Annotated in this window: 27 protein-coding genes and 1 riboswitch; of the genes, 15 read left to right on the top strand and 12 right to left on the bottom strand. The window is 58.5% G+C overall.

Annotated elements, in window-relative coordinates; genetic code table 11:
* Positions 1-79: 79 nt before the first annotated feature.
* From fliF to fliP, 4 genes are read left to right on the top strand one after another with little or no spacing between them, the layout of a single operon-like run.
* Positions 80-1756 carry a flagellar basal-body MS-ring/collar protein FliF gene (gene fliF, locus TM1040_RS19185; protein WP_044027308.1) on the top strand — a complete coding sequence of 559 codons (1677 nt, stop codon included), beginning with the start codon at positions 80-82 and terminating at the stop codon, positions 1754-1756.
* A complete protein-coding gene (locus TM1040_RS19180) occupies positions 1756-2352 on the top strand; it encodes an ABC transporter ATP-binding protein (RefSeq protein ID WP_011540259.1) in 597 nt (198 codons plus the stop codon). Before fliF ends, TM1040_RS19180 begins: the two co-directional genes overlap by 1 nt.
* Entirely contained in the window at positions 2345-2641 is a 297-nt protein-coding gene (locus TM1040_RS19175; protein ID WP_011540258.1) for a FliM/FliN family flagellar motor switch protein, read from the top strand. The genes TM1040_RS19180 and TM1040_RS19175 overlap by 8 nt, the downstream gene beginning before the upstream one ends.
* A complete protein-coding gene (gene fliP, locus TM1040_RS19170; protein WP_011540257.1) occupies positions 2638-3384 on the top strand; it encodes a flagellar type III secretion system pore protein FliP in 747 nt (248 codons plus the stop codon). Before TM1040_RS19175 ends, fliP begins: the two co-directional genes overlap by 4 nt.
* Positions 3385-3892: 508 nt before the next feature.
* On the opposite strand, the gene TM1040_RS19165 is transcribed toward fliP, so the two are convergent.
* From TM1040_RS19165 to TM1040_RS19145, 5 genes are all read right to left on the bottom strand, one after another.
* A complete protein-coding gene (locus TM1040_RS19165) occupies positions 3893-4996 on the bottom strand; it encodes a flagellar basal body P-ring protein FlgI (protein ID WP_011540255.1) in 1104 nt (367 codons plus the stop codon).
* Positions 4996-6003 carry a flagellin gene (locus TM1040_RS19160; protein WP_011540254.1) on the bottom strand — a complete coding sequence of 336 codons (1008 nt, stop codon included), beginning with the start codon at positions 6001-6003 and terminating at the stop codon, positions 4996-4998. Before TM1040_RS19160 ends, TM1040_RS19165 begins: the two co-directional genes overlap by 1 nt.
* A gap of 3 nt (positions 6004-6006) precedes the next feature.
* A complete protein-coding gene (flgK, locus tag TM1040_RS19155; RefSeq protein WP_011540253.1) occupies positions 6007-7455 on the bottom strand; it encodes a flagellar hook-associated protein FlgK in 1449 nt (482 codons plus the stop codon).
* Positions 7456-7506: 51 nt separating this feature from the next.
* On the bottom strand, positions 7507-8775 hold the full coding sequence (locus TM1040_RS19150; RefSeq protein ID WP_011540252.1) for a flagellar hook protein FlgE: 1269 nt from the start codon (positions 8773-8775) through the stop codon (positions 7507-7509).
* A 130-nt stretch (positions 8776-8905) separates the two neighbouring features.
* On the bottom strand, positions 8906-9745 hold the full coding sequence (locus TM1040_RS19145) for a flagellar motor protein MotB (protein WP_011540251.1): 840 nt from the start codon (positions 9743-9745) through the stop codon (positions 8906-8908).
* A gap of 566 nt (positions 9746-10311) precedes the next feature.
* Between TM1040_RS19145 and TM1040_RS19140 the strand changes: the two genes are divergently transcribed.
* Positions 10312-12486 (top strand): methyl-accepting chemotaxis protein, encoded by a 2175-nt coding sequence (locus TM1040_RS19140; protein ID WP_011540250.1) that lies wholly within the window; start codon positions 10312-10314, stop codon positions 12484-12486.
* On the opposite strand, the gene TM1040_RS19135 is transcribed toward TM1040_RS19140, so the two are convergent.
* Genes TM1040_RS19135 through TM1040_RS19120 form a run of 4 tightly spaced genes read right to left on the bottom strand, consistent with a single transcriptional unit; the run spans position 12444 to position 15913 of the window.
* Positions 12444-13277 (bottom strand): ABC transporter ATP-binding protein, encoded by an 834-nt coding sequence (locus TM1040_RS19135; RefSeq protein WP_011540249.1) that lies wholly within the window; start codon positions 13275-13277, stop codon positions 12444-12446. The two genes, TM1040_RS19140 and TM1040_RS19135, sit on opposite strands and share 43 nt — an antisense overlap.
* Positions 13267-14274, bottom strand: a complete 1008-nt coding sequence (locus TM1040_RS19130) for a FecCD family ABC transporter permease (protein ID WP_011540248.1) — start codon at positions 14272-14274, stop codon at positions 13267-13269. The genes TM1040_RS19135 and TM1040_RS19130 overlap by 11 nt, the downstream gene beginning before the upstream one ends.
* Positions 14275-15207: an ABC transporter substrate-binding protein gene (locus TM1040_RS19125; RefSeq protein ID WP_011540247.1), complete on the bottom strand. Its 933-nt coding sequence runs from the start codon at positions 15205-15207 to the stop codon at positions 14275-14277. It lies immediately after the preceding gene.
* Entirely contained in the window at positions 15194-15913 is a 720-nt protein-coding gene (locus TM1040_RS19120) for a hypothetical protein (protein ID WP_011540246.1), read from the bottom strand. The genes TM1040_RS19125 and TM1040_RS19120 overlap by 14 nt, the downstream gene beginning before the upstream one ends.
* An 87-nt stretch (positions 15914-16000) precedes the next feature.
* A riboswitch (cobalamin riboswitch) is annotated at positions 16001-16216 on the bottom strand.
* A gap of 104 nt (positions 16217-16320) precedes the next feature.
* Here TM1040_RS19120 and TM1040_RS19115 point away from each other — a divergent pair.
* Positions 16321-17214: an SDR family oxidoreductase gene (locus tag TM1040_RS19115; RefSeq protein ID WP_193339799.1), complete on the top strand. Its 894-nt coding sequence runs from the start codon at positions 16321-16323 to the stop codon at positions 17212-17214.
* Between the two features lie 9 nt (positions 17215-17223).
* Here TM1040_RS19115 and TM1040_RS19110 read toward each other — a convergent pair whose 3' ends face one another.
* Positions 17224-17640, bottom strand: coding sequence for a MerR family transcriptional regulator (locus tag TM1040_RS19110; RefSeq protein WP_011540244.1), 417 nt, complete (start codon positions 17638-17640; stop codon positions 17224-17226).
* 84 nt (positions 17641-17724) lie between these two features.
* Between TM1040_RS19110 and TM1040_RS19105 the strand changes: the two genes are divergently transcribed.
* Complete coding sequence (locus tag TM1040_RS19105; RefSeq protein WP_011540243.1) at positions 17725-18375, top strand: cation transporter; 651 nt, start codon at positions 17725-17727, stop codon at positions 18373-18375.
* An 84-nt stretch (positions 18376-18459) separates the two neighbouring features.
* The gene (locus tag TM1040_RS19100) at positions 18460-19401 is read left to right on the top strand and encodes a DMT family transporter (RefSeq protein WP_011540242.1); all 942 of its coding nucleotides are present in this window, start codon (positions 18460-18462) and stop codon (positions 19399-19401) included.
* An 18-nt stretch (positions 19402-19419) separates the two neighbouring features.
* On the opposite strand, the gene TM1040_RS19095 is transcribed toward TM1040_RS19100, so the two are convergent.
* Positions 19420-19851 carry a MarR family winged helix-turn-helix transcriptional regulator gene (locus TM1040_RS19095; RefSeq protein ID WP_011540241.1) on the bottom strand — a complete coding sequence of 144 codons (432 nt, stop codon included), beginning with the start codon at positions 19849-19851 and terminating at the stop codon, positions 19420-19422.
* Between the two features lie 107 nt (positions 19852-19958).
* Here TM1040_RS19095 and TM1040_RS19090 point away from each other — a divergent pair, with 107 nt between their 5' ends.
* A complete protein-coding gene (locus TM1040_RS19090) occupies positions 19959-20387 on the top strand; it encodes an organic hydroperoxide resistance protein (RefSeq protein WP_011540240.1) in 429 nt (142 codons plus the stop codon).
* A 168-nt stretch (positions 20388-20555) separates the two neighbouring features.
* On the opposite strand, the gene TM1040_RS19085 is transcribed toward TM1040_RS19090, so the two are convergent.
* Positions 20556-21422: a branched-chain amino acid aminotransferase gene (locus TM1040_RS19085; protein ID WP_011540239.1), complete on the bottom strand. Its 867-nt coding sequence runs from the start codon at positions 21420-21422 to the stop codon at positions 20556-20558.
* 160 nt (positions 21423-21582) lie between these two features.
* Here TM1040_RS19085 and TM1040_RS19080 point away from each other — a divergent pair, with 160 nt between their 5' ends.
* The 6 genes from TM1040_RS19080 to dxs all read left to right on the top strand — a co-directional run bounded on the left by TM1040_RS19080 (position 21583) and on the right by dxs (position 26922).
* Entirely contained in the window at positions 21583-22095 is a 513-nt protein-coding gene (locus TM1040_RS19080; protein WP_011540238.1) for a MarR family winged helix-turn-helix transcriptional regulator, read from the top strand.
* A complete protein-coding gene (locus TM1040_RS19075; protein ID WP_011540237.1) occupies positions 22092-22796 on the top strand; it encodes a response regulator in 705 nt (234 codons plus the stop codon). The genes TM1040_RS19080 and TM1040_RS19075 overlap by 4 nt, the downstream gene beginning before the upstream one ends.
* Positions 22797-22915: 119 nt before the next feature.
* Complete coding sequence (locus TM1040_RS19070; protein WP_011540236.1) at positions 22916-23842, top strand: histone deacetylase family protein; 927 nt, start codon at positions 22916-22918, stop codon at positions 23840-23842.
* A complete protein-coding gene (locus tag TM1040_RS19065; RefSeq protein ID WP_011540235.1) occupies positions 23839-24084 on the top strand; it encodes an exodeoxyribonuclease VII small subunit in 246 nt (81 codons plus the stop codon). Before TM1040_RS19070 ends, TM1040_RS19065 begins: the two co-directional genes overlap by 4 nt.
* Before the next feature lie 6 nt (positions 24085-24090).
* Positions 24091-24954 (top strand): polyprenyl synthetase family protein, encoded by an 864-nt coding sequence (locus tag TM1040_RS19060; RefSeq protein WP_011540234.1) that lies wholly within the window; start codon positions 24091-24093, stop codon positions 24952-24954.
* A gap of 30 nt (positions 24955-24984) precedes the next feature.
* The gene (gene dxs, locus TM1040_RS19055) at positions 24985-26922 is read left to right on the top strand and encodes a 1-deoxy-D-xylulose-5-phosphate synthase (protein WP_011540233.1); all 1938 of its coding nucleotides are present in this window, start codon (positions 24985-24987) and stop codon (positions 26920-26922) included.
* Positions 26923-26976 lie beyond the last annotated feature (54 nt).

Genomic DNA, 26976 nt, shown 5'->3' with positions numbered 1-26976 from the left:
CAGGAACTAACCGAATGTTAAGGCCAATCGGAGAAAAGGGTTGCAGGCCGGAGAGAACGCCGGTGCGACGGAGGTTAATGTGCAGCAGATCAAGAATGTCTGGGCAGGTTTGGACAAGCGGAAGCGGATGATGGCGATCGGGGCGACTCTCGCCGTGATCTTTACTTTCTTCCTCATGTCCTTGGTGGCGAACAAGCCATCCATGCAACTATTATATGCTGGGCTCGAAAGCAGCTCAGCCGGAGATGTTGTCAGCGCTTTGGAACAAAGTGGTGTCGACTATGAAGTACGTGGCGGGTCGATTTACGTGCCCTCCAGCAAACGCGACGAGCTGCGAATGACGCTCGCAAGCCAAGGCCTGCCTGCAAACGGCGGCAAAGGCTACGAGCTGCTCGATTCGCTAAGTGGGTTTGGAACCACTTCGCAAATGTTTGACGCGGCCTATTGGCGCGCCAAAGAAGGCGAACTGGCGCGAACAATCGTTGCGAATCCTCATGTAAGCCAGGCACGGGTCCATATTGCCAACACCGGCAGCAACCCGTTCCAAAGGACAATTGAACCGACCGCTTCTGTTTCTGTGACACCGATGGGTTCGCCCATCACACCATCGCAGGCAAACGCGATTCGCTTCCTTGTTGCCTCGGCGGTTGCCGGGCTCGCGGTTGACAATGTCGCTGTGATCGACGCCAACGGCGCGCTTATTGGCTCGCCTGAGGCCGCCGCGGCTGCGGGTGCGGGCACTGACGACAGATCACAAACCCTGCGCGAGCGTGTCCTGCGACTCGTCGAAGCGCGGGTTGGCCAAGGCAATGCTGTTGTGGAAATCAGTGTCGAGACGATCACAGACACCGAATCCATTCGAGAAAAACGAGTCGATCCGCAAAGTCGTGTTGCGATCAGCACCGATGTCGAAGAGCGCATCGACTCCTCTCAAAATCAGGCCGGAGAAGTCACTGTTGCCTCCAATATTCCGGATGGAGACGCCGGCAACGGTGAAGGCTCCAAGGCCAGCACCAATGCAACCCGGGAACGCGTGAACTATGAGATTTCCGAGACAGAAAAGGAAATCGTGCGCGGCCCGGGTGCGATCAAGCGCCTCACCGTCGCGGTGCTGATCAATGGTGTCACGACTGAGACAGCAGAGGGTGAGGCCGCTTTCGAACCTCGCCCCGAAGAAGAGCTCGAAGCGCTGCGTGAATTGATTTCCGCCGCTGTCGGCTTTGACGCAGAGCGCGGTGACGTGATCACGCTGAAGTCCATGGATCTCCCCAACGTGGAGCCGCTGGGCACAGAAGTCACATCCTCGGTTTTCGACAATCTCTACTTTGACGTGATGTCGATCATTCAGATGGCTGCCTTGGCAATCGTCGCTCTGATCCTCGGTCTCTTTGTGGTCCGTCCGATTCTCGCAGGCAATGGCGCATCGGTTCAGGCGCTTCCCTCTCCGGATGGTGTGGCCGCCGGAGGTTTGCCAGAGCTTCCCGACATGAGCGGCGGCGACGCTGGCTTCATGACCAACCCCGACCTTGGCGCAAATATTGCCCTGGATGGGGAAATCGACGGCGGCGACGGCGGGTTCCAGCCTCTGGGTGACCTGCCCGGCATGGGCGATGGCCTGGCAGGCTTTGGCGGCGGTGGCGGCGGGATGAGCGATGACCCCGTGGATCGTCTGCGGTCCATGATCGGCGAGCGCCAAGAAGAAACCGTGCAGATTCTTCGCGGCTGGCTGGAAGAAAACAACGAGGAGCGTGCGTGATGACAATTGCTCATTTGCTGGAGGATTTCGGAGTTAAGACCCCGGTTGAACCCGTCAGCAGCTTTTCCGAGGAACTGGTGGAGGAGGCGAAGCTCGTCTCCTTTGAGAAGGGCTACACAGCCGGATGGGACGATGCGGTCGAGGCCAAAGACAAAGAGGCAACACATGTCTCCGCGACCCTTGCAACCTCGTTGGAGGATCTGAGTTTTACGTATCATGAGGCGCAGTCTCAGTTGATGGAATCGCTCGATCCCATGTTCAAAGTGCTGACTTCCGTGATCCTCCCCGACACGATGGCCGCCACTTTTGGGCACCATGTGATCGACCACCTCAATGAAATGGCCAAAGGCCAGATCAACGAGCCCATGGAGATTGTTGCGGCCGCAGGTGAAGGCAATGCGATTCGCGCGCTCCTTGGTGAAAACCCGGCCTTCAACGTCCGCGTGCGCGAAGATGCGAGTTTCTCTGCCGGTCAAGCACAACTACGCGTTGGCCAAAGCGAGCGCGAACTGAATTCCGAGGCCCTGATCGAATCGATCCGAGATTCAATCGATGCCTTCTCCTATCAATTCAAAGAGGAAAGCCAATATGGATGAGACTGGCGAACTGAACCCCAAAGCGGCCGAAGCAAGCAATCCGTTTGTGTCGGTTCCGGTTGAGGTGATCGTATCGGTGGGCAAAGCACGCCCCCTTATCCGCGATCTCGTCAACCTTGGCGAAAACGCCATCCTCACCCTCGACAAGAAGGTAGAGGATCCGGTGGATCTCTACGTTGGCGACCGGCTGGTGGCACGGGGACAACTTGAAGAAATGGAAGGCGATCAGGCCGGTCAATTGGCCGTGCGCCTGACGGAAATCGCCGATCTGCAAAGCGGTTTGGGATGACACGAAAATTTCTCGCTCTGGGCGTGTTGGCAGTCTTTGCGCTGCTGGCACAGCCCCAGGTAGCGCTGGCGCAAGAATTGAGCCTTAATCTCGCCGATGGTCAATCGATCTCGGCCCGCACCATCCAGCTGATCCTGCTTATCACTGTTCTCAGTGTGGCGCCGGGCTTGCTGGTCATGCTTACCTGTTTTCCCTTCCTGATCACGGTTCTGTCGATCCTGCGTCAGGCGATCGGGTTGCAGCAAGCCCCGCCGAACATGCTCATGATCAGCCTTGCGATGTTCCTGACCTATTTCGTGATGGAACCCGTTTTTACCGAAGCATGGGAGACCGGAATCGCACCACTGATCGACGAGGAACTGGAAGTTGTGCCAGCCCTTGAACGCGCTGTCGAACCTTTCCGAGTCTTCATGGCCAACCGGTTGGATCCAGACACCTACTACGCCATCGCCGATCTGCGCCCAGGCACAGAGGGAAGTGACCCTTCACCTGAATCGCCGCTCTCCGTGTTGATCCCGAGCTTTATGCTTTCCGAGATCACACGCGCATTCGAAATCGGGTTTCTTGTCTTTCTTCCCTTCTTGGTCATCGATCTCGTGACTGCGGCAATCCTGATGTCGATGGGGATGATGATGGTTCCACCGGCACTGGTTTCCTTGCCTTTCAAACTGGCATTCTTTGTCGTCGCGGACGGTTGGAGCCTGATCGCCAGCGCCCTCGTCAGGAGCTATTACCCCTCATAGATCAAGCATCAGAGCATGATTTCATCGCCCCGCCCAGCCTACGCTGCGCGGGGCTTTTTCATACCATGCGCCCCGCTTTCTGCCCTTGTCGAAACAGCTCAACAAGAGCGCAAGAACGCCGACCGCACACCAAAAGCGGATGGCGAGACTGCGTGTTTGTTGGAACAGGCTTTTGAGGATGGACTATCTCGCACGAAGGCATCAGACGGATCCCACTCAGGCATGTCCCAAGACATACGCTGGCTGGGTCAAGATCAGGACCGCCCCAGCAATCGGGCGCATCTCCCGCCGCATGGCGTGGCCCCAAGCAGCGCAACACTGAACTCTCACCCATAAAGTGGCACCCAGCTCTGCCGCTTCAGTTCGCAACACGCACGGATGCCAGCACCTATTGAAAGTCGCTTGCGATGAGTACACAGCTCGGCCCCGCGCGCTCATCCAGGCTAACAAAAAAACACCCCGGGCGGGTCTCCCGGGGTGTTTGGTCAGGGGGCTGATGTCACGCGGGTCAACGCACGACGAACTCCGCATGCAGCGCCCCTGCAGCCTTGAGACTTTTTAGAATGTCGATCATGTCCCTTGGTGAAACGCCCAGCGCATTGAGACCAGAGACAACCTCAGAGAGCGAAGTGGTTTCGGGAACCTCTGCAAGCTGGATACCGTCTTCTTCTTCGATGGCGGCTCCAGTCCGCGGAACCACAACGGTTTCGCCATCAGCAAACGGATTAGGTTGCGAGACCAGCGGAGCTTCCTCGACACGCAGTGTCAGATTCCCCTGGGCGACCGCCACGTTGGAGATGCGCACATCGCTACCCATCACAATGGTACCGGAGCGCTGGTCTACGACCACACGCGCCTTTCGTTGCGGTTCAACCAGCACGTTCTCCATCCGCCCCACGGCATGCGCTGTCGAGCGCGCATTGGTGCGTTGGATGTTGACTTCGACAGTACCTGAATCGCGCATCACCGCGACATTGCGACCAAATTCATTGTTGATCGCTCGCTCGATGCGGCCGGCAGTGGTAAAATCGGGCTCACGCAGCGCAAGTCGCATGGAATTGAGCGACGAGAGATCAAACTCGATCTCACGCTCGACCCGAGCACCTGATGGGATCACACCAGAAGTCGGCACCCCCTGTGTCACGGTCGCGGCATCGCCTTCGGCAACCGCTCCGCCTGCCAGAATGGTGCCCTGCGCGACGGCATAGATTTGGCCATCCGCCGCATTGAGAGGCGTCATGATCAATGTCCCGCCCAGAAGGCTGCTGGAGTCCCCAATTGCAGAAACGGTCGCATCAATCGTGCCCCCAACGCGTGCAAAGGGTGGCAGGGTCGCGGTCACAAAAACTGCCGCGACGTTCTTTGGCCGGAATTGCTCGCCACTTACGTTCACGCCGAGGCGCTCAAGGATGTTGGTCATGATTTCTTCGGTAAAGGGAGAGTTGCGAAGCCCGTCCCCCGTGCCATCAAGACCGACGACCAAGCCGTAACCGACCAGATCATTCCCCCGGACCCCGTCAAACTCGACAAGGTCCTTGAGGCGGATTGCGTTGGCCTGTGCAAGCGTAGGCAGCACTAGGCAGGTGATGAGGATATGAAGAAACTTGCGCATTACATGTAGTTCAACAGATTGAGTTGCGAGGAGCGCACGGTAATCGAATAGAGCGCTTCGAGCTGGAACTGGACTTCTTCCACACGGCTTGCGGTCTCAGCCGGGTCCGCGAGGATGAGATCGTTCAGGGTCGTCCCCATCGTGGTCAGCGCAGCGGTGTTTCGAACCTGCGTTTCCTCGATCCGCGCCTCGACAAACCCGAGGTCGGACTGCACATCTGTCAGCTCTGCCTGGGCATTCATCAGCTCAGTCCCGGCACGTTTCACAAGAGCAGACGCTTCGACGGTGGAGAGGTGGGATAGATAGTCCTCGCTCGCCAGTGCCCCAAGCGCAAAGCTCTGCATGGCTTGTTTCAGCCGCTCATCGTCTGCCCGCAATGCAAAGTTCACCTCTTCATTGGCGCCGATACGAACCGCGCTCATGCTGCTGGTGGACCCATTGTACATGATTGCATCAAAGCCCGCTGGATCGTTGAACCAATCCTCAACAGCCTGAAAAATGTCATCGACATCAGTCAGAGCACCAACTTCCGCCACCAGCGCTGTCATCATCGTGTTTGGGCTCTCCAGCGGCGTGACGCTGGTATCCGTTCCCGCAAAGAGGCTTCGGCCCGAAAACTTCCCGTTCAAATTGGAGATCGTCTCGGTCAGGAAGTTCTCAGACTGCGCCGCCATCTCCTGAGATGTCGTGTCATTTGATGTGCTCGAAAGCGCCAGAATGTCGGAGCCGAGCTTCAGGGCGCTCTCGTTGATCCGCTCCAGATAGCTCTGCGCGGTCGAGGCAAAAAGACCGGCTTCTTGCGCGGCAACCTTATAGCTGTCCATTTTCGAGATGGAACGCTCCAGATCGACCACAAAACCGAGGTCTCCACCTAGCCGCTCTGGCAGGTTTGAGGCGATCCCAGTGCTCATTTCCTGAGTGAGCGTATCAAGGGTCGAGTTCAGCTCGACCGAGCGGCGACGCAGGAAGAGATATTGCGCCATGTCTCCAAAAGATTGTACATGCATTGCTTACAGCCTCATCAATTCCTGCATCATTTCGTCGATCGCCTGGATCATCCGAGCGTTCGCAGCATAGATTGTCTCAACCATCATAAGGGTTTGCAGCTCAGAGTCGGTGTCGACGCCTTGCTCCAGCTCTCGCGACTGAATGTCGCTGAAGATCGCAGACGAATACGCCAGTTCCTGTTCCGCCCAGGTGTTTTCCTGCGTAAAGTTGGTCATCAGATTGGCGGCAATAGCATAGGCACTGTAATCGCCAGACCCGAGCCCCGGAGAGGTGATCGTATTGGTGGCTTCCATCGCCTCGGCGTAATTGTTGAGAATAGTGGTATCCCCACGTTCACCGATTGCAGTCGCATTCAAACCGTCCCGCAAGCGCCAGGTTTCAGCACTGCCGCTCATGGAAATGATCGAATTCAGCTCGATCCGATTGGCCACCCCTAAGGTATTCACCGGATCAAAGAAGGCGCCCTGATCGGTAAAGATCCCCGGATCGGTTGCACCAAGCGTTGGGTCAACTGCCGGGTCCTGGAACCGCTGGATCAGATCCGCGGCCATGGTGTCGAGATCCTCTTGGGCCTGCACCGAGGCCACGTCGCGCACATGGAACTGAGCCGCAAGACTGCCACCGCCGATCTTGCCATTGATTGAGGTATCGATCTGCTTGCCGTCGATCTCAAGGCCCGAGAGCTGCCCGTTTCCAAGCGTCATATATGGGGTCACGAGGCGCGTCTCATCAAAAGAGAACTCCGCAACAGAGCCACCATCAATGAGCTTGATGCCGGAGTTGGTATAGAGCGCAGTCTGATTGTTGTCGCGCTTGTGCACCTGAACCGGGATCACCTCGTTGATCGCGTCAATAAGACTGTCACGCTGATCTTCGAGACCCGAAGGATCCTGACCGCGTACCTCTGCCGCGAGGATCTTTCTGTTGAGGTCGTTCAAGGTCTCGAGATTGGTCTCCAGCCCCTGAACAAGCGCAGCGATTGAGTCCTCTGCTTTGTTGCGCAGGCTCGACACACCCTCGGCAGCATCGCGAATGGACATCGCCAATTCCCCCGCCTGCATCGACAAATCGTTGAGGCGTGCATCCGAGTCTGGCAGCGATGTCGCCTCGATCAGTGCGGTTTCCATGTCGGTCATGCGCTGAGCGATCGAGTAGGCATCATTGACCGTGCCGACCTGCTCAGAAACGCGTGCGTAGAACCCCGCTGTCACCGAAGTGGCAGCGTAGTTGGCTTCTGCGGAGCGAACGCTCTTTTGAATGGCCGGGTCAATCATGCGCTGTACGGAACCGATCCGCACACCACCCGCCGCGCCGTTGGAGCTGAGATCCAGAGTGCGGCGATAATACCCTTCGCTCAGGGCATTCGCGAGGTTGTCGGAGATCACCGACGTCGACCGGCTCGCGGCTGTGATACCGGTCATTGCGCTGCTAAGGGCAGTCGATAGAGACATCCCAAATCACCTTCTGTGACTAAGTTCTAGCTGTGGAAAGCGCTGATTTTATCAGCGCTTAATGTTGGTCGTTTCCTGAAGCATCTCATCCACAGTCTGAATGACCTTTGCGTTCGACGAATAGGCCCGCTGGGTCTGGATCATCGTGGTCAATTCAGAAGCAACATCGGTGCCGGATTCCTCCTGACGGTAGCTGGCCACTGTTCCAGTCGGCCCGGCGCCCGCATCCCAGAGGTAGTACGCACCACTGTCAGGGGAGGGCATGAAGGTCTGGCTGTCCAGAGACCGCATCCCATTGGCATTTGGCATATCCGCAAGCGGGATCTGGTAAACGATGCGACTGCTGCCGTTTTCATAGAGCGCATGCACATAGCCACCCTCGTCCACTTCAACACCCGCAAAGCTTGCCGCTTCATAGCCATCTTTTTCGATGGTCGCGGCAGAGAAAGAGCTGGCAAGCTGCGTCATCACGCCGATTTCAATCTCTATTGGACCGCTATCAGTGGTGACTATTATGGCGCCAGTCGCAGGATCATAGGCGCCACCGGTTGTGGTCGTGACGGTAGAGAGCGTCCCTTTGCCCGTCACGGAGTCGTCAAACGTCAACGTGTAGTCCCCAACCACGGTGCCTGTGACACCATCGGTGAGGGTCATGGTCCACTCGTTGTCCGCAGCCCCGGTTGGGGTGTAGACGATGTTCAGATCCTGTTGACCGCCGAGGTTGTCAAAATATTGGATGGTGTTTTCTTCAGCCGCCCCAGCGGCACCTGTCACAGCGCTGCTTGCAGGCAGGTTTACACCCAGGCTCACTGCAGTGGTCGGGGCCGCACTCAGCTGTGCAGTATCAAATCTGATGGGCTCGAGCGGATCATCCGTGTCGCGCGCGACGCTGGGGAGTGTTCCATCGGAATTCGCGGGCCAACCCAGCAGCACCAGACCGGAGCTTGTTGTCAGATACCCTTCGTCATTGGTGCGGAAGGAGCCGGAGGTGGTCAGAAGCATGTTCGGATCTTCACCTGCCTTCACTTCGGCCAAGCTTGCGACCGGGAGGAAGCCACGGCCTGCAACGGCGAGATCGGTGGCGTTGCTGGTGGAGATCAGGGAGCTGCGCTCGTCAATCATGCGCGTGTTGTTGACGGAGACGCCACCTGCTGCGTAGCGGCCGCCGGATTGGGAAATGACCATGGATTCAAATGAGGTCACAACACGCTTGTAGCCGGCTGTCGAGGAGTTCGCGATGTTATCGGAAATGGCTGCCAAACGAGTTGAATTCGCGGCGAGCCCTGCTACTCCAGCATTCAGCGAGGAGGAAATGGTCATTAGATACGCCTTTCTGCTGCATCTTGATTTATTCTCGCTGAAAGGATTACCGCGGTTGTACTTAACGTGCGGCTAACAGATAAAATCCAATCTATCTGTTAGCCGCATTTGTCTTATTTTTATGGAGCAATCACTTCCGCAGGAGCGTGATGGTGATGCGGTTATTCCGCTCGGACATCGGGTTCTGCGACGCCAGGTCACGATCCGCAAAGCCCGTCACCCGAGAGATTCGCTTGGCTGACATACCGCCCGCTTGCAGCAGTTCCCGCGTTTGGTCAGCGCGTGCATGAGACAGCGCCCAGACCGGGTTGTTCGCAATCACAACCGGGGTCGATGCGACATGTCCGCCGATCGCCACGTTGTTCTCGACCCCAGAGGTCACACGGGCAACCATGCGCAGCAGATCGCGCATCAACACGGTCGGACGCTCGCTGTCAGCCTCAAACAGAGTTGCATCTTCGGTTTCGAACAATTCGATGATCAGACCCTCGTCGGTGACGCGGGTCACGATGTGACGCGCCATGTCGATGCTCACCATGCTCTCGCCACCGCGGCCCATCAGCGCCTCTTCGATCTGGCGGAAGCTCGCCTCTTCGGCTGCGTCGCTCTGCTGGTCATCGGCAACCCCGGTTTCCCCCTGAGCACGCGATGCATCCGTCGGATTCTCTTTGGTGGCGCCAACACCATTCTGCGGCTTCACGTCCTCGGTGAACATCGTGTCCCCCTGGAACGCGCCGTTGCCACCACCGGATACCCGGCTGAGCGGAATCGACGGCGAAAAGTAGTCTGCAAGACCTTTGCGCTGCTTCTCAGTCGTCGCATTGAGAAGCCACATCAGCAGGAAGAAAGCCATCATTGCGGTCACGAAGTCGGCATAGGCGACTTTCCATGCGCCGCCATGGTGACCGTCCCCGCCACCCTTCTTGACCTTCTTGATAATAATCGGAGCCTGGTTGCTCTGTGCAGTCATGTTCCCACCACCTTTTCTGTTCACCCAAAACCGGGATACAGAGGGCTTTCTTAACTAGGTCTTAACAGATAAAATTGACCCAAGTAACACGCCTAAACCTATGGTTTTCAAGGCAAAATTGGGGCCATCCTGGCTTTTCGGGGGAGAACCTGAGGCGGACCGAAGGCAGCATTGCGACCCAATTGTGGCGGCCTGCAAAGAGGGGCAAATTCCTGCCTTCTTTGCCCGGGCCAGGGCACCAGTTTACTCTACGATTCGCGGGGAATGTTCTTCTGAACCTTGCGGGTTCCACCGAGAGACAACACAATCGAACACATTGACAGTGTCAGCGGCTGTCGCGAGGCCATATTGCCAGCATAGAGTTAAGAACCTCTACTCAACCGTGGCGAGGCGCATATCGTGACAATCACGCGATCTGAACCCGCTGCCCCTCTGCGATATGTTGTGCCCGGATGGCGGGAGTGGGGTTAAGACTCCACACGCCATACGTACATCTGTCGAACTATGGCTTAACTTTATGGCGGTAAGCTGGGCGCAAACGACGATCTACGCGAGGCGCTCTGTCCATGACCTATTCTATCCGAACCGCAATTCTCTCTATTGTAGGTCTGGCCGCAATCGGCATGTGCGCACTCGTTGGCCTGTCCTTTTATACAAACGCTGCACGCGACACGTCGCAACAGGAGATCGAGCAAGTCGAAACGCTGAACGCGACAATCGTCCAGCTCGAAATCGCCTTTCTTCAGGCGCGCCGCGCTGAAAAGGATTTCCTGCTGCGCAGTGATGAGAAATACGTAGGGCGTCACGCCGACATTCTGACGCAACTCAATGCCACTTTGGACTCCGCCCGCGCGCAGACGAACGAGATAGATGGCATGTCCGATGTCTCCGCCAACCTCGATGACCTACAAGTGGCGGTCGCCAGTTACGCCGCAAGTTTCCAAGATGTTGTTTCAAGCTCTCTGGCGCTGGGTCTGAATGAAACCGAAGGGCATCAGGGCAAGCTGCGCGCTGCGGTGCATTCGGTCGAAGAGAGCCTCAAAGACAGCGCCTACCCCGAAATGATGGTCAAGATGTTGATGATGCGCCGGCACGAGAAGGACTTCATCATGCGTCGAAACACCAAATACCTGGGCCGCCTCGAGCAGCGCATCGAAGAATTCCACGCCTTTCCGGACAGCTATTTCAGCAGCGCAGAGCAACAGGCGGAAATCGACGCGCTTCTTGAGACGTATCGCTCGACATTTGCCGCTTTTGTAGACGAGACAATGAAGCTGACAGAGCGGACAGGGATCATGTCAGACCGCTATGCCGCTGCTGAACCTATTCTCGATGAGACGCGGACCCTTATTCGGGATCGCCGGGACATGATCGTCACCTCCGCCAAGGCCGCCCAGCGCGAACTGATGAACCGCTCGTCGATTCTCGCTGGCATCGGGCTTTTGACCTTCATTGCGTTGGGCTTTGCGCTGGCTCAGAAGATTTCCGGGCCTCTGCTGAAAATTCAGCGCGTACTTCAGCAGATGTTCGAAGGAAAATTCGACGCCGAGATCCCGCACTCCCGCATCAACGAAGTCAGCGCCGTGAGCACTGCGATTGAGAACTTCCGCGATGGACAGATCGAACGCGAGCGATTTGCGACCGAAATCAACAAAGTCATCAGCGCTTGCGCCGAGGGCGATTTCTCGCAACGCATCCCAATCGACGATGAAGAGAGCGAGTTTGCGCAGCTTGGTCATGGTGTGAACAGCATCGGGACGGTGGTGGAAAGCGGCCTCGCCGACGTGCGGTTCACCGTGGATGCGCTTGCTGGCGGTGATCTGACGGTACGGATGCCGGATTCGCATCGCGGTGTCTTTGCAGAAATCGCGGCAGCGGTCGATGCGCTAAGCCTTACGCAGACCGAAGTGATCCGCCAGCTGATAGAGAGCAGCGTGACCCTGAACAATACAGCAAATGAAATCGCTGCAGCGACACTTGACGCCTCCAAACGCGGTGAATCGGCAGCGGCCTCGCTTGAGGAGACCACAGGCGCGATCCAGATCCTCAACGACTCCGTGCAGGATACTGCATCGAACTCGCGCCAGGCGCATGAGTATGTGCGCGACGCCCAAAACCGCGTAGCCTCAACGCTGGCGGTGGCGGAGGAAACCACAGCCGCGATCAACCGGGTCCGCGAAGCATCTGAAGCCATTAGCAAGATCACCGATCTGATCGAAGGCGTGTCGTTCCAGACCAATCTTTTGGCGCTCAATGCCGGGGTCGAAGCAGCCCGCGCCGGTGAGGCCGGTGCCGGATTTGCGGTTGTTGCATCAGAAGTGCGCGCTTTGGCGCAGCGCTCTGCGGAGGCGACGCAGGAAATCAATGAACTGATCCGAAACAGTTCCAACGAGGTGCGGCAGGGGGTTGAGCTTGTCAGCCGGACCGGAGGAGAGCTCAATGCCATCAAAGACAGTGTGGCGAGCCTCGTTCAGATGGTGGATCAGATCTCTGTCGCCAACAGTGAGCAGTCGACCAGTATCACCGAGGTCAACACCGCCGTGACGCAGCTCGATGAAAGCTCGCAGAAAAATGCAGCGATGCTCGAGGAGACTGCCGCCTCGACACAGATGCTTCGGGATGAGGCCGCGAAACTGGTCGCCTCGGTCAGTCGTTTCAAGATCGAAGCAACCGATACGCCTCAGAGCGCCAACCTAGATCAGGCCTTTGACGACGCAGATGACGACCACAAGGTCGCCTGACTTCGCTCATCTTCAAAGACACGCAAGGGGTCGGTTCCGTCAAGAACCGGCCCCTCCAGCTTGAGGCTGTGGCCATCGAGCCGCCCGTCTACGCGATAGTGCTGATGGAGAACCTCAGGGGTCAGCACCGCTTGCGGGGGGCCTTCTGCGACCAACTGACCCTCCTGCATCAGATGAACTGTGTCACAGTAGCGCGCCGCCATTCCCAAGTCGTGAAATGACACGATCGCGCTGCGCCCCCTGCGACGCACCTCATCCAACAATCGCAGTTGATAGTGCAGATCCAGGTGATTTGTCGGCTCATCGAGCACATAGACCTCCGGGTCGCAGGCAAGAAGCTGCGCGAAGTAGCAGCGCTGCAGCTCTCCCCCGGACAGGCTCTCGGCGTCTTGTCGGGCCTTGTCCTGCAGACCCACCAAACTGAGCGCATCCTGCACGGCCTCTTTGCGTTTCGCGCTGGGGCGCTCACGCAGGGTGAGGCCGATCTCCACGATGTCTTCGGGTGTCAGACCAGACAAGAGCCCGCCACCCTGGACCAGAGCGCCGACATGCCGCGCCCATTGCGCTGGGCTGAAGTCGGACTGCGGACGCCCATTTAGTCGTACCTCGCCGGATTGCGGCGCGATCGCGCGATAGAGGACACGAAGAAGCGTCGTCTTGCCGGCACCGTTTGGACCAAGAAGACCGTGAAATCGCCCACGCTCCACACAAAGCGAGAGGTCGCGAACATAGGGGAGCCCACCAACTGCCACGGAGAGATCCTGGATTTCGAGAATGGGATCATCGGGCATGGGCCATCCCCCGCAGGATATAGATGAACGGCGGCGCCGCCAGAAGCGCCAGCAACACGCCAAGCGGCAATTCCTCTGGCGCCAGTACGACCCGACACGCCAGATCGACAAGAATCAGTGTGATCGCCCCGAGGATGGCCGCCTGTGGGATCAGGACACGGTGGCGGGCGCCGACCAACAGGCGCGCCATATGGGGCAGGATCAGCCCCACAAAACCAACGATCCCCGCGATCGAAACGGCCACCCCGGTCAGCGCGATTGTGACAAAGAACACCAGCAGTCGCATGCGCCCGACATTGACGCCCAGTGATTGCGCGCGCTCATCCCCGAGCAAAGTTGCATCCAGCTTGGACGACGCGCGCAACGCCAGCACCAGCGACAGGGCGAGGATGGTGCCCAGAAGTGGTAGCTCCTCCCAATCGGTTCCCGCCGCCGTTCCCATCAACCACCCCATCGCATTGCGCGTGGCATGCGGATCACCAACATAGAGGAAGAACGCCGTAAGCGCCTGGAACATAAGAGATACCGCAACACCGGCGAGGATAACCACCAAAGGATCAAGCGCACGCCCTCGCCGGTGCGAGAGCGTGAGCGTCATCAGGAAAGCAGCTGCCGCACCAAGAAAGGCGATCAGAGGGACACCAAGTGTTTCCGTCATCTGCGACGGAAACCAGATGATCGCCCCAACGGCCGCCGCCGACGCTCCTGAGGACACTCCCATCAGATAAGGATCAGCCATCGGGTTGCGCAGCGCGGTCTGCATCAAGAGACCAGCCAACGTCAAACCGGCGCCGATCATTCCGACCGCCAGCACACGCGGAATGCGCCATTGCCAGACGATCATCGACAGCCCACGCGGTGCATCATCGTCATGCATGAGGATCGCCAGCCGATCACCCCAGCTGATGTCAGCAGTGCCCCAGAGCACCCCTGCGGCCATCGCAAGCAACAGCGCCAGACCAGAGGCTGGCAGCAACAGGGGCGATCCGCGACGCATTTACGGCAGCTTTGCAAGTTGATTGTTCACCGTCTCCACGCCATCGGCAAAGCGCATCCCCAACAGCGTTTCCGAGAAGGGGACGGTTACAAAACGCCCCTCTTTGACCGCGCGCAACGCGCTCAATACTGGGTCCGCTTCCATGTGCGCGCGTTTTTCTGCGGCGGTCGACCAATCCGCCTCGATCAACAGGATCACATCCGGGTCTGCGGCAACCACATGCTCCCAAGAGAGATCGACCCAAGTGCCGGGCACATCGCTGCTGATGCTCTGAAGCCCCGTGAGCGACGCCAGCAGCGCAGGCCCGCCACAACACCCGATGGAGAAAGGCGTCTCTGCGCCGCTATCATAGATGAAGGCAGTCTGCCCCGCCCCGGACGGCGCTGCTTTGACAGAGTCCAACCGCTGTTGAAGGGTATCGATCAATGCGTTCGCACGGTCTTCTACGTTGAATATTTTTCCAACAGTTTCAATATCTTCAAAGATCGGGGCAACGGTCAAGGGCACGTCCTGAAGGTGTTTGTCCTTGCAGGAGGCATCCACAAGATAGGTGCCAATCCCGAGGTCGTGCCATTTCTCGGCGGCACCGAGATTGTCCTCAGAAAACGCCGATCCAAAGCCGGCAAACAAAAAGTCCGGTTCCTGCGCCAATACCACCTCTGCGGCTGGGTATTTTTCAGCCAGAACCGGCACGCTCTCGTAGGCGTCGTTCCATTGCGCGGGAATCGCGTCGTCAATGTACGCGGTTCCAACCATCGCTTCCTGCAGGCCCAGCGCCAGCATGACTTCGGTTGCCTGCTGGTTGAGCGTGATCGCGCGGCTCGGCGTTTTATCGAACACTTGAGAGACGCCGCAGCTTTGGATGGTGACGGCATCAGCATGCGCTGCAGATGCCATGAGGCCGAGCAATGGCAAAAGGTTACGCAGTTTCATGGGAGACTCCCGTTTGATGGAAAATGAGATGTTCAAGCCTACCGCCCTGCACAAGGACGGTTTTGACAAAACGCTGGATCTCCGAGAGATCCGGAACCCGATACCAATCCCCGCGCGGATAATGCACGATCACCGGCCCCGCATTGCAGGGAAAGACGCAGCCCGTTGTGGTGACCAGACAGCTGTCCCCAAGCCCCGCGCGCCGGATTTCCGACTTGAGATGATCCGCAAGGTTCGGTGCGTCTTTGAGGTGGCAACGCGGACCGGTACAGACCAGGAGATGGTGCTGATGCGGTGGGGGCAGATCCCAGCCTTTGCCGATCTCGCCTCTGGGCCGATCCACGACCCGCTGCAACGAGACCTCTGCGCTGGCAACCGCCCGGATCACGTCGTCGTCATGCTCGGGGCTGCTCGCAAAGAAAACTTCGGGGGGAACGCCATTCTGCTGCGCGCACCATGCCCCCGCCGCACCCGGTAGCCAGTTTTCCAGTGATTGCGAAAACGGAAGGCCCACAGGACGCAGGTCGATTCGGCGCGCACCACGCGCCCTGAGTGTGTCCAGCGCTTGCCATAGCCCGACCCCGTCTGCCTCCAGCCGAATGGCCATCGCAGGTTTGGGCGCAAGCTCTTCGAGCCGTCTCGAAAGCGCCGCAAACCGCTTTGTGCTGACGTAATTGGCTGAAATCAGATAGAGATAAACGTGCATCCCAACCTCCGACCAAGAGGCGTGCAAGTGTGACTCATCAGAGTTTTGACATCTGGCATCGCGTCCTCCGCGGGCCCACCGCCCGCTTGGTTAAAAAGTCGCGATGGCAGGTCTCCTGACTTGCGGGTTATTGCGCGTCCCTCCCTTCCCGATCCATGAGGATCAGTGGGCTGTGACGGGGCGCTCGCCGCTTACAGTTGCGGGGGCAGTTTCGGATTTGGCGCCCTTTGGCTCCTCCGCACCGAATTCCCTTTTCATCCCACCGGCCTTAGGCGTCGGGGAACCATCGCCCCTCTCATGCGGCAGTCTTTTCGCCTGTGTCAAGCGACGACGGCTGCACATAATCGCAGCTGGCCGTCTGCAGCAGGTGCTTGCATCTGCCCGCATCCGCCCGCATGTTCTGCCATATGACCCAAGACACCACCCGTAAAACGCTGCTTTGCTTTGGCTTTGGCTACACGGCCCGCGCGCTGGCAAAGATCCTGCCGCGCGACGCGTGGCGCATCATCGGAACAACCCGGGATCGCTGCGAGGACCAATCCGAGAGTGGGGTGGAATTGATGACATGGCCCGGACAAGATGTGCCGCTTCGGGATGTAACGCATATTCTGCTCTCCATCAGTCCTTCAGAAGACGGCGATCCCGTCCTAAATGCGCTTGGCGCCGAGATTGCTGCGCTGCCGTCGTTGGAGTGGATCGGCTATCTGTCGACAACTGCCGTATATGGTGATCACGATGGCGGCTGGGTTGACGAGATGACTCCCGCAACCCCGTCGAGCCAGCGCGGAAACTGGCGCGTCCGCGCCGAAGAAGAGTGGAGCAGCCTCGCAGGACTGCCCCTGCATATCTTTCGCCTTGCCGGGATCTATGGCCCGGGTCGTGGACCCTTTGCCAAGCTGATGGCGGGCAAGGCGCGCCGTATCGTCAAACCCGGTCAGGTGTTTTCGCGCGCCCATGTGGAGGACATCGCGCAGGTTCTCAAAGCATCGATCCAGGCGCCAAATCCAGGCGCGATCTACAATGTCTGCGACGATGAACCCGCTCCACCGCAGGATGTTCTGGGCTACGCTGCAGAGCTCCTGGGCCTGCCGATCCCATCCGAGGTTCCCTTTGACGAAGCCGGGATGAGCCCGATGGCGCGCAGTTTTTACGGTGAAAACAAACGTGTGCGCAACGCACGGATCAAGGACGAGCTCGGGGTGAAGTTGCGCTACCCGGATTATCGAAGCGGATTGCAGGCGGTCTTTTCAGCGGAGGACATGGAGAAATTTGTCCCGCCTGCGGATCCACCCGGCGTGTAAACAACACCTTCAATCATGGTCGCCCAAGCACAAGCTATGGTCCCCCAAGGCGCTCAGGACCTGGCACTGACCACCATTGCCACCTTGGCACAGGGTGGTGATCCGCTCCAACTCGGCCTCGAGACGGCGTAAGCGCGCGATCCGCGCCCGCACCTTTTCAAGCTGCGACTGCGCGATGCGATCGGCAGCTCTGCAATCCTGGCCCAGCTGCCCGTTGAGCCCCATCAAGTCCCTGATTTCTTCTAATGTAAAACCGAGATCGCGGGCATGTTTGATAAAGCCAAGCCGCTCCAGCCCCGCCTGATCGTAGCGCCTTTGATTGCCGGCATTTCTACTGGCATGGTCGATCAAACCGATCTCTTCGTAATAGCGAATGGTCGGAACCTTGACCCCGGTGGCCTTGGACAATGCACCAATGGACAGCATCAAATCCCCCTTGAACCTCTAGTCACTAGAGCAATTAAGTTCCTCTCGAATCGAATTCAAGACGAAGCGCAAAGGACCTGACTCATGGCAGGATGCTGCAACCACACCGCCCGCTTTGACGGAGTATCAAAGGAATATAAACGCCGCCTGTGGGCTGTGATCGTGATCAACGCGGCGATGTTCTGTGTTGAAATGGCCGCTGGTCAAGCCGCAGGCAGCCAGGCGCTGAAAGCCGATGCGCTTGATTTTCTAGGGGATGCGCTCACCTACGGGATCTCGCTGGCAGTCATCGGAGCCAGCCTGCGTACGCGGGCGCTGGCCGCAATTGGCAAGGGTGTGAGCCTTCTGCTGATGGGCGGCTGGGTCTTTGGTTCTACAATTTGGAACGTCTTTGTTGTGGGCGTGCCCGAGGCGCAGGTCATGGGCGTGATCGGATTTCTTGCGCTCGCTGCGAACCTGTTGTCCGTGGCCCTGCTGGCCGCCTACAAAGACGGCGACGCCAACGTCCGATCCGTCTGGCTCTGTTCACGCAACGACGCGGTCGGCAATGTTGCGGTCATGATCGCCGCGCTTGGGGTTTGGGGCACCTCAACCGGTTGGCCCGACCTGATTGTGGCAGGCATCATGGCCGGATTGTTCCTCAATTCTGCCCTGCAGATCTTGCGCCAAGCACTCGCCGAATGGCGTAGTGAGGAAAATCAGGCCGAGGCCCATGATCCCGGCCCTGCACACTGATTTTCGGGTGGCTGGGTCGCAAATAATGTATCACTTCTCCCTTGCGTGCTTGCCATTCCCCGGCCAAGCGCGCAGGGTCCGCGCATGGCAAAAAGCTTAACATCGCATCGACCGATTTTGGCAATCACACTAAAAGTGACCGCCATCGGGCTGTTCACCATCATGTCGGGCCTCATCAAGGAAATCACCCAGACGGTGCCCACAGGTCAGGCGGTGTTTTTTCGCTCCTTTTTTGTGTTGCCGGTGATCTTGGTCTGGCTCGCAGCGCGGGGAGATCTGCCCAGCGGGCTGCGCACCCGAAGCCCGATGCTGCATTTCTGGCGAGGCGTCGTCGGCACGACAGCGATGGGGTTGAACTTTGCCGCGCTGGCGATCCTGCCACTGCCAGAAGTCACCGCTCTGGGCTATGCCACCCCGATATTTACGCTGGTATTGGCCGCCTTGCTGCTTGGTGAGCGCATTCGCATCATCCGCATCAGCGCTGTGGCCATCGGACTTGTTGGAGTGTTGATCATGCTCTCACCTCGGCTCGGTGGGGCTGGTTCCTTTCAGGATATGGCCTTTATCGGCGCGATGCTGGTCCTCGCCGCTGCCGCCCTGCGAGGATTTGTGCAGATCCACATTCGCAAGATGGTGCAAAGCGAAGAGACCGCGGCGATCGTGTTTTACTTTTCCGTCACCGCATCGCTTTTGTCGCTACTGACACTGCCCTTTGGCTGGGTGAAGCCCGACATGCCCCTCTTGCTGTTGATGATCAGCACCGGATTCATCGGCGCGATTGCGCAGATCCTGATCACCTCCTCCTATCGCTTCGCGCCGGCGTCGCTGTTGGCACCATATGATTATGTGTCGATGCTTTTTGCGCTGCTTATCGGCTATGTCTGGTTCTCGGAGTGGCCATCTCTGGTAATGCTGCTTGGAGCCGCTCTGGTCATCGTGGCCAATGGTATCGTGATCTGGCGCGAAAGCCGCCTTGGGTTGGAGCGTGGAAAAGCAAAGCCACTCACGGACCCAAAGGGCGGGTAACACGCGCAGATCGTCGGCCTATTCCTGCTCCAGCGTTTTACGCAGGCTGTGCAATCGGTCGCGCAATGCTGCAAGTTCACCGATGTCACCGCCCATCGCCTCCAGCACACAAGCGGTGAGGGTACCGGCCTGTTCTTTGACCTCTCGCCCCTTGTCGGTCAGCGCAACGATCAGTCCGCGCTCATCCGAACTGTCGCGCTGACGTGTCAAGAAGCCCGCCATCTCCATTCGTTTGAGAAGCGGAGTCAGCGTGTTTGTCTCCAGTTGCAGTTCAGACCCCAGATCGCCCACCCGGCGCTGATCCTTGTCCCAGAGCGCTACCAAGACCAGATACTGCGGATAGGTGAGGCCCAGCGGCGCAAGAAGCGGACGATACAAGCGCGAAATCGCATGATTCACCGAGTAGACGGAGAAGCAGAGCAATTCGTCGATTTTCAAAGGCTGGTCCATGTTTCAGATTTAGATCTTGCGCGATCTGATCACAAGCGATTGACTTTTGGATCACGCGCCATAAACATCGTGCACGATATAATCGCTCACGATGAAAGGAGTCGCAGATGTCCGTATCGCCCGTCTACACCGCCCATGGATCCGCAACCGGAGGCCGTGACGGCCAAGCCAAAGTCAAAGGAACCGATCTCGTACTAGATCTTGCCCCCCCAACCGAAATGGGAGGCGACGGAAAAGGATACAATCCAGAGCAACTCTTCGCCGCAGGCTATTCTGCTTGCTACATCGGTGCGATGAAGTTTGCGACAACGCAGGATGACAGCCTGCCGAAGGTTCCGGACAGCGTCGAAGTGGAAACAGCCGTGGGGATCGGTCCGCGCGATGAAGGCGGATTCGGCTTGAAGGTGCACTTGAAAGTGACCCTGCCCGGCGTCGAAAAAGAGGCCGCCGAGCGTCTGACCGAAGCTGGGCACAAGATCTGCCCGTACTCCAACTCCGTGCGTGGCAACGTCGAAGTCACCACCGAGATCGCTTAACCCAGCAGAGCGCCTGCGGCGCACAGTCTTGGTGCCTACGAGGCTCTGCCTCGTGCTCCGACATATTTGGAACAAGGCGAAGGCGCCAGACTGGACCCACGGTGGTTGAATTAAAAAAGCGCGGGGCGTTTCGGCTCCGCGCTTTTTTAATTTTAGAATATCAACGGTTTAGCTGCGCACTAGGGCCTCGTATTCTTCGGCGATTTCGCGTGTGAGCTGACCCACTTCGAATTTGTAAGGCCCGATCTCGCCGACGGGGGTCACTTCGGCGGCGGTGCCTGTCAGCCAGCATTGCTCAAACCCATCCATTTCCTCGGGCATGATATGACGTTCATGCACGGTGATGCCTTTGTCTTTGAGCATCTGGATCACCGTTTGACGGGTAATACCGTTGAGGAAGCAATCAGGTTTGGGCGTATGCACCTCGCCGTCTTTTACGAAGAAGATATTTGCGCCGGTGGCTTCGGCCACATAGCCACGGTAATCCATGAACAAGGCATCAGAGCAGCCCTTGGCTTCGGCCTTGTGCTTGGAGATGGTGCAGATCATGTAGAGGCCTGCCGCCTTCGCATGCACGGGGATCGTTTCCGGCGAGGGACGTTTGAACTCTGCGATGTCGAGTTTCGCGCCCTGCATTTTGGCATCGCCGTAATAGGCACCCCAGCCCCATACCGCGACGGCCATTCTCACAGGGTTTTTCGCCGAGGCGACCCCCATGTCTTCGCCAGAGCCGCGCCACACCACCGCACGCACATACGCATCCTGCAGCCCGGAGGCTTTGAGGGTTTCTTCTTTGGCGCGTTCGATGTCATCGACCGAGTAGGGCATCGGCATGTCCAGTGCCTCTGCCGATGCAATCAGTCGTTCGGAATGGGCGCGGCTTTTAAAGATCTTGCCGTTATAAGCGCGCTCGCCCTCAAAAACGGAAGACGCGTAATGCATCGCATGAGTCAGGATGTGAACCTTGGCATCGCGCCAATTCACCAGTTCGCCATCCATCCAGATCAGACCGTCGCGATCATCATATCCAGCCATTCCGCATTCCCTTTCAGCGCCGTTCAATTTTCGGTTATTGCGCAGCAAGCGGTGTTTTTGCTTACATAATTGCGCCAAACTCGCCACTCGGTACATCTCGGGTCTTGGAATGTCAATAATGCTGACATAAACTGACAGGCAAAACATAGGAGAGGCAACAATGTCTGACGGGCGTTCCGGGACAGGTTTTGGAGGTGAAAGCCTCCTGTTTCTGACCGATGAGCAGCTGCGCCAAGGGATCGAGGCAATGTTCTTTGCCTATCAGGGATTTACCGCAGATCCTGATCGCATCCTCGCGGATCTGGCCTATGGCCGAGCGCATCACCGCGCCTTGCATTTTATCAATCGTTCGCCGGGCACCACCGTCAACAATCTCCTGAGCATCCTCGGGGTGACAAAACAGTCTTTGAACCGGGTCTTGCGGGCGCTGGTGGAGGATGGGCTGGTCGATAGCCGAGTCGGAACCCTCGATAAGCGCGAACGCAATCTCTATTTGACGGAGCGGGGCGTGGATCTGGAGCAGCGCCTCTCTGACGCCCAGCGCGTCCGGATGCGTGCAGCCTACAAACAAGCGGGCCCTGAGGCTGTGCAGGGCTTCAAAAAAGTGCTTGAGGCGATGATGGATGCGGATATGCGTCGAGCCTACACGGAACTGCGGGAGAAATCGCAATGAGCGCCAACAATGATCCACATCTGCTCATTGTCGATGATGACGAGCGCATTCGCGACCTTCTGAAGAAGTTCCTGATCCGCGCCGGATTTCTGGTGACTGCCGCCCGGGATGCAGCTCATGCAAGGCGCGTGCTCTCGGGGTTGGATTTTGACCTGATCGTGCTGGATGTGATGATGCCCGGCGAGGACGGGCTCTCGCTCACGGCAGCATTGCGCGAGACAATGGCGACACCGATCCTGTTGCTGACCGCACGCGGTGAAACGGATGACCGGATCAAGGGGTTGGAGGCCGGCGCCGATGACTATTTGCCCAAACCTTTTGAACCCAAAGAACTCTTGCTGCGCATCAACGCCATTCTGCGGCGCATGCCAGAAAGTCAGCCCGAGGATATTGCGCCGAAGTTCCTGCAACTCGGTGAGATCAGATATGACATCGACCGCGGCGAGATGTGGCAGGGTGAGGATCTGATCCGGCTGACGTCAACTGAAATCCAGTTGATGAAGATCTTTTCGGCTCAACCGGGCGAAGCTGTCAGCCGCGCCAAGCTGGTCGAGGATCTGGGACGTGACCGGGGCCAGGCACAGGAGCGCGCGGTCGATGTTCAGATCACCCGCTTGCGGCGCAAGATTGAACCCAATCCCAAGCAGCCGCAGTATCTTCAGACCGTGCGTGGTGCAGGCTACATGCTGGCGCCGGACTAACCCAGAGCAGGCTGCACAGCACCTTTGTGTATGCAAACACACGCTGTTTTCACGCTGTCTCTCTTGAAACCACCGCGCTGAAGCGAGATCGTCCAGCCAAAGAAAGAGGGAGAGTTACCATGGCCACCGCATTGCTCACTCACGCGGATTGCCTCACGCATGAAACACCGCCGGGGCACCCTGAGCAGGTGGCGCGGCTGGAGCATGTGCTACATGCACTCGCCGGGCTTGATCTTGTACGGGTGACCGCACCGTTGGCAGCCGAAGACGATATCTTGCGCGCCCATCCCGCCACTTACCTTGCGGACCTGCGCCGCGCGTTGCCGACCGAGGGGCGTCGCGCGCTGGATGCGGACACATGGATGTCGGCGGGATCTTTGGATGCTGCCTTCAGGGCCGTTGGCGCGGCCGTGCGTGCCGTCGATATGGTGCTTGCGGGTGACGTGCAGAATGCGTTTTGCGCAACGCGCCCGCCGGGGCATCACGCGGAGACAGACACGCCCATGGGGTTTTGTCTGTTTGGAACAGCTGCGCTTGCGGCCAAGCATGCGCTGGATCATCACGGGCTCAAACGGGTCGCGGTGGTCGATTTTGACGTCCATCACGGAAATGGCACACAGGATTTGCTGTGGGACGAGCGCCGCGCCTTGGTAATTAGCTCCCATCAGATGCCGCTCTGGCCCGGGAGCGGGAACTCGGACGACGATGGTGCTTACGACAATGTGATGAACCTGCCACTGCGCCCCGAAACCGGCGGCGATGAAATGCGGCAAATCTATCAAACGCAGGCCTTTGCACGCCTCAGAGCGTTCAAGCCCGAATTGATCATCCTTTCGGCAGGGTTTGACGCCCACCGTGAAGATCCATTGGCACAGCTCAATTGGAAAACCGATGATTTCCGGTGGCTCACGAGTGAACTGTGCCTGCTTGCACAAGAGTTGTGTCAGGGGCGTATCGTCTCGACTTTGGAAGGCGGATATGATCTGAACGCGCTAGCCGATGCCGCCAAGGCACATGTGGAAGAATTGATAAAGGCCGCGACATGACAACCGAGACCCCCGTCGAAGAGATGAGCTTTGAAACTGCGATGCAGGAGTTGGAACGCGTCGTAGATCAGCTGGAACGCGGTGACGTGGCTTTGGATGCGTCTATTTCGCTATATGAACGGGGAGCAGCGCTGAAGAAACGCTGCGAAGACGAACTCAAACGGGCCGAAGAAAAAGTCGCCGCGATCACGCTTGATGCAAACGGCCAACCCACCGGCACCCAGCCGCTTGATGCCGGATAAGACCGTATGACAGCAGGGTTTACCGCTGCGCTCTTGCAGGCGCAGACGCAGATCTTAAACCATATGGACCGTCGCCTGCCGCAGGCGGACCTGTTGCATCAGGCAATGGATTACGCCTTGCGGGGCGGCAAGATGCTTCGGGGGTTCCTCGTTCTGGAGAGCGCGCGTTTGCATGACGTGCCTGAAACGGCTGCGATCGAAGCGGCACTCGCGATTGAGTGCATTCATGCCTACTCGCTTGTGCATGACGACCTGCCTGCGATGGATGACGATGATCTGCGCCGAGGCCAGCCGACGCTGCATCGCAAATGGGACGAGGCCACCGCCGTGCTTGCCGGGGACAGCCTGCAAACATTGGCGTTTGAACTGCTCGCTCGCGACAGCGTTGGACCCAATGCGCTCAGCCTCATCCGCACCCTTGCCCAAGCGGCGGGCAAGGACGGAATGGTCTCTGGTCAGATGATGGACATCGCGGCTGAAACGGCAGAAACCCCGCTGACGCTTGATGAAATCACGACCCTCCAGGCCCGCAAGACAGGCTGTTTGATCGAATGGTCCGCATGTGCCGGAGCGCGGCTTGCCGGGGCAGATCCGGCGCCACTGCGTCACTATGCCCAAGCACTTGGGCTGGCTTTTCAGATCGCGGACGACATCTTAGATGTAGAAGGCGATGCAGCGACCGTCGGCAAAGCTGTGCGCAAAGATGCTGATGCGGGCAAAGCCACATTCGTGTCGCATCTTGGGCTTGAAGGCGCAAAACACCGCGCTCGAGAGTTGGCTGACCTAGCCTGCGCAGCCCTTGCCCCCTATGGCGCGGCAGGCGACACCTTGAAGGACGCCGCCCGCTTCGTTATCTCGCGCGACAGCTAACGCGCGCGCCCCGAAGGAGCCCAGACCCGCATGACCGACCGGCCACAGACCCCGCTCCTTGATCAGATCGCATCGCCTGCTGATCTGAAACGCCTCTCCGATGCGCAGTTGGAGCAGGTCGCTCATGAGCTACGGCAAGAGACCATCTCTGCGGTCTCCGTCACGGGCGGGCATCTTGGGGCCGGCCTTGGCGTTGTCGAGCTCACCGTGGCGCTGCACTCCGTGTTTGACACGCCCAAGGACAAGGTGATCTGGGACGTCTCGCACCAGTGCTATCCGCACAAGATCCTGACCGGCCGCCGCGACCGCATTCGCACCTTGCGCATGAAGGATGGTCTGTCGGGGTTCACGAAGCGCTCCGAGAGCGCTTTTGACCCCTTTGGCGCAGCGCATAGCTCCACATCGATCTCTGCTGCGCTGGGGTTCTCTGTTGCGCGGGATCTGGGCGGAGTGACCGAAGAAGGCCTCGGTGACGCTATTGCTGTTATCGGCGATGGTGCGATGAGCGCAGGCATGGCGTTTGAGGCGATGAACAATGCTGGCCACCTTGGCAAACGCCTGATCGTGATCCTCAACGACAATGAGATGTCGATTGCTCCGCCGGTTGGTGCGCTCTCCTCCTATCTCAGCCGCCTTTATACAGAGGCGCCGTTTCATGACCTCAAAGCCGCCGCCAAGGGAGCGGTGTCCTTGCTGCCCGAGCCCTTCCGCGAAGGCGCCAAACGCGCCAAGGATATGCTGAAGGGCATGGCTATGGGGGGCACCCTGTTTGAATCCCTGGGCTTTTCTTACATCGGCCCCATTGATGGGCATGACATGGATCAGTTGCTACCGGTGTTGCGCACCGTGAAGGCGCGCGCCGCTGGCCCAATCCTGATCCATGCCGTTACCAAAAAGGGCAAAGGCTATCGCCCGGCGGAAGTGGCGCGCGACAAAGGCCATGCAACTGCAAAGTTCGACATGGTCACTGGCGAGCAGAAAAAAGCACCCTCAAACGCGCCATCCTACACGTCAGTTTTTGGGAAAACGCTGACCGATCTGGCGGCACAGGATTCAAAGATCTGCGCTGTCACTGCCGCCATGCCCGATGGCACCGGCCTCAACCTGATGGCAGAGCGTTATCCGTCGCGCACGTTTGATGTGGGCATTGCAGAACAACATGGTGTGACCTTTGCCGCGGCTCTGGCAGCTGGCGGGATGAAGCCCTTCTGCGCGATGTATTCGACCTTCTTGCAGCGAGGGTACGATCAGGTGGTGCATGATGTGGCCATCCAGCGCCTGCCGGTCCGATTTGCAATTGATCGCGCAGGACTCGTGGGCGCGGATGGCGCCACCCATGCCGGGTCTTTTGACATCGCCTTCATGGCCAACCTGCCCGGTATGGTGGTGATGGCCGCCGCGGATGAGGCAGAGCTCAAGCACATGGTTGCCACTGCCGCGGCCTATGACGCGGGTCCTATCGCCTTTCGGTATCCGCGCGGAGAGGGCGAAGGCGTGGAGATGCCCGAACAACCCGAAGTCCTGGAAATTGGCAAGGGCCGCATCATCGAGGAGGGTTCCCGCGTTGCGCTCCTCTCCTTTGGCACCCGTTTGGGCGAGGTTCGCAAAGCGGCTGAAGCGCTTGCCGCGCGGGGGATCACCCCAACCGTTGCAGATGCGCGCTTCGCCAAGCCCTTGGACCGCGACATGATCCTCTCCCTCGCGGAGAAACACGAGGCGCTCATCACCATCGAGGAAGGCGCAGTTGGCGGTTTTGGCTCTCATGTCGCACAGCTTTTGTCCGAGGAAGCCGTGTTCGACACCGGGCTCAAGTTCCGGTCGATGGTCTTGCCCGACACCTTTATCGATCAGGCCAGCCCCAAAGACATGTATGACAGCGCAGCGATGAATGCAGAGCATATTGAGGCCAAAGTGCTTGATGTTCTGGGTGTTGCCCGCCTTGATGAGCGGCGTCTCCCTGCAAGCTGATCTATTTGCTTGCACAACCCGCCCGATGAGCCCCTCCGCATGGCCTGATGCGCC

It is taken from the genome of Ruegeria sp. TM1040, from assembly GCF_000014065.1.
Classification (GTDB): domain Bacteria; phylum Pseudomonadota; class Alphaproteobacteria; order Rhodobacterales; family Rhodobacteraceae; genus Epibacterium.
The sequence above is the reverse complement of the archived record's forward strand: the minus strand, read 5'-3'. Positions and strand labels throughout refer to the sequence as shown.

Excerpts from the sequence above, each read along its gene's own strand:
- TM1040_RS19180 (WP_011540259.1), top strand. The coding sequence starts at position 1,756 with ATGACAATTGCTCATTTGCTGGAGGATTTCGGAGTTAAGACCCCGGTT.
- TM1040_RS19175 (WP_011540258.1), top strand. The coding sequence starts at position 2,345 with ATGGATGAGACTGGCGAACTGAACCCCAAAGCGGCCGAAGCAAGCAAT.
- fliP (WP_011540257.1), top strand. The coding sequence starts at position 2,638 with ATGACACGAAAATTTCTCGCTCTGGGCGTGTTGGCAGTCTTTGCGCTG.
- TM1040_RS19165 (WP_011540255.1), bottom strand. The coding sequence starts at position 4,996 with ATGCGCAAGTTTCTTCATATCCTCATCACCTGCCTAGTGCTGCCTACG.
- TM1040_RS19160 (WP_011540254.1), bottom strand. The coding sequence starts at position 6,003 with ATGCATGTACAATCTTTTGGAGACATGGCGCAATATCTCTTCCTGCGT.
- flgK (WP_011540253.1), bottom strand. The coding sequence starts at position 7,455 with ATGTCTCTATCGACTGCCCTTAGCAGCGCAATGACCGGTATCACAGCC.
- TM1040_RS19150 (WP_011540252.1), bottom strand. The coding sequence starts at position 8,775 with ATGACCATTTCCTCCTCGCTGAATGCTGGAGTAGCAGGGCTCGCCGCG.
- TM1040_RS19145 (WP_011540251.1), bottom strand. The coding sequence starts at position 9,745 with ATGACTGCACAGAGCAACCAGGCTCCGATTATTATCAAGAAGGTCAAG.
- TM1040_RS19140 (WP_011540250.1), top strand. The coding sequence starts at position 10,312 with ATGACCTATTCTATCCGAACCGCAATTCTCTCTATTGTAGGTCTGGCC.
- TM1040_RS19135 (WP_011540249.1), bottom strand. The coding sequence starts at position 13,277 with ATGCCCGATGATCCCATTCTCGAAATCCAGGATCTCTCCGTGGCAGTT.
- TM1040_RS19130 (WP_011540248.1), bottom strand. The coding sequence starts at position 14,274 with ATGCGTCGCGGATCGCCCCTGTTGCTGCCAGCCTCTGGTCTGGCGCTG.
- TM1040_RS19125 (WP_011540247.1), bottom strand. The coding sequence starts at position 15,207 with ATGAAACTGCGTAACCTTTTGCCATTGCTCGGCCTCATGGCATCTGCA.
- TM1040_RS19120 (WP_011540246.1), bottom strand. The coding sequence starts at position 15,913 with ATGCACGTTTATCTCTATCTGATTTCAGCCAATTACGTCAGCACAAAG.
- TM1040_RS19115 (WP_193339799.1), top strand. The coding sequence starts at position 16,321 with ATGACCCAAGACACCACCCGTAAAACGCTGCTTTGCTTTGGCTTTGGC.
- TM1040_RS19110 (WP_011540244.1), bottom strand. The coding sequence starts at position 17,640 with ATGCTGTCCATTGGTGCATTGTCCAAGGCCACCGGGGTCAAGGTTCCG.
- TM1040_RS19105 (WP_011540243.1), top strand. The coding sequence starts at position 17,725 with ATGGCAGGATGCTGCAACCACACCGCCCGCTTTGACGGAGTATCAAAG.
- TM1040_RS19100 (WP_011540242.1), top strand. The coding sequence starts at position 18,460 with ATGGCAAAAAGCTTAACATCGCATCGACCGATTTTGGCAATCACACTA.
- TM1040_RS19095 (WP_011540241.1), bottom strand. The coding sequence starts at position 19,851 with ATGGACCAGCCTTTGAAAATCGACGAATTGCTCTGCTTCTCCGTCTAC.
- TM1040_RS19090 (WP_011540240.1), top strand. The coding sequence starts at position 19,959 with ATGTCCGTATCGCCCGTCTACACCGCCCATGGATCCGCAACCGGAGGC.
- TM1040_RS19085 (WP_011540239.1), bottom strand. The coding sequence starts at position 21,422 with ATGGCTGGATATGATGATCGCGACGGTCTGATCTGGATGGATGGCGAA.
- TM1040_RS19080 (WP_011540238.1), top strand. The coding sequence starts at position 21,583 with ATGTCTGACGGGCGTTCCGGGACAGGTTTTGGAGGTGAAAGCCTCCTG.
- TM1040_RS19075 (WP_011540237.1), top strand. The coding sequence starts at position 22,092 with ATGAGCGCCAACAATGATCCACATCTGCTCATTGTCGATGATGACGAG.
- TM1040_RS19070 (WP_011540236.1), top strand. The coding sequence starts at position 22,916 with ATGGCCACCGCATTGCTCACTCACGCGGATTGCCTCACGCATGAAACA.
- TM1040_RS19065 (WP_011540235.1), top strand. The coding sequence starts at position 23,839 with ATGACAACCGAGACCCCCGTCGAAGAGATGAGCTTTGAAACTGCGATG.
- TM1040_RS19060 (WP_011540234.1), top strand. The coding sequence starts at position 24,091 with ATGACAGCAGGGTTTACCGCTGCGCTCTTGCAGGCGCAGACGCAGATC.
- dxs (WP_011540233.1), top strand. The coding sequence starts at position 24,985 with ATGACCGACCGGCCACAGACCCCGCTCCTTGATCAGATCGCATCGCCT.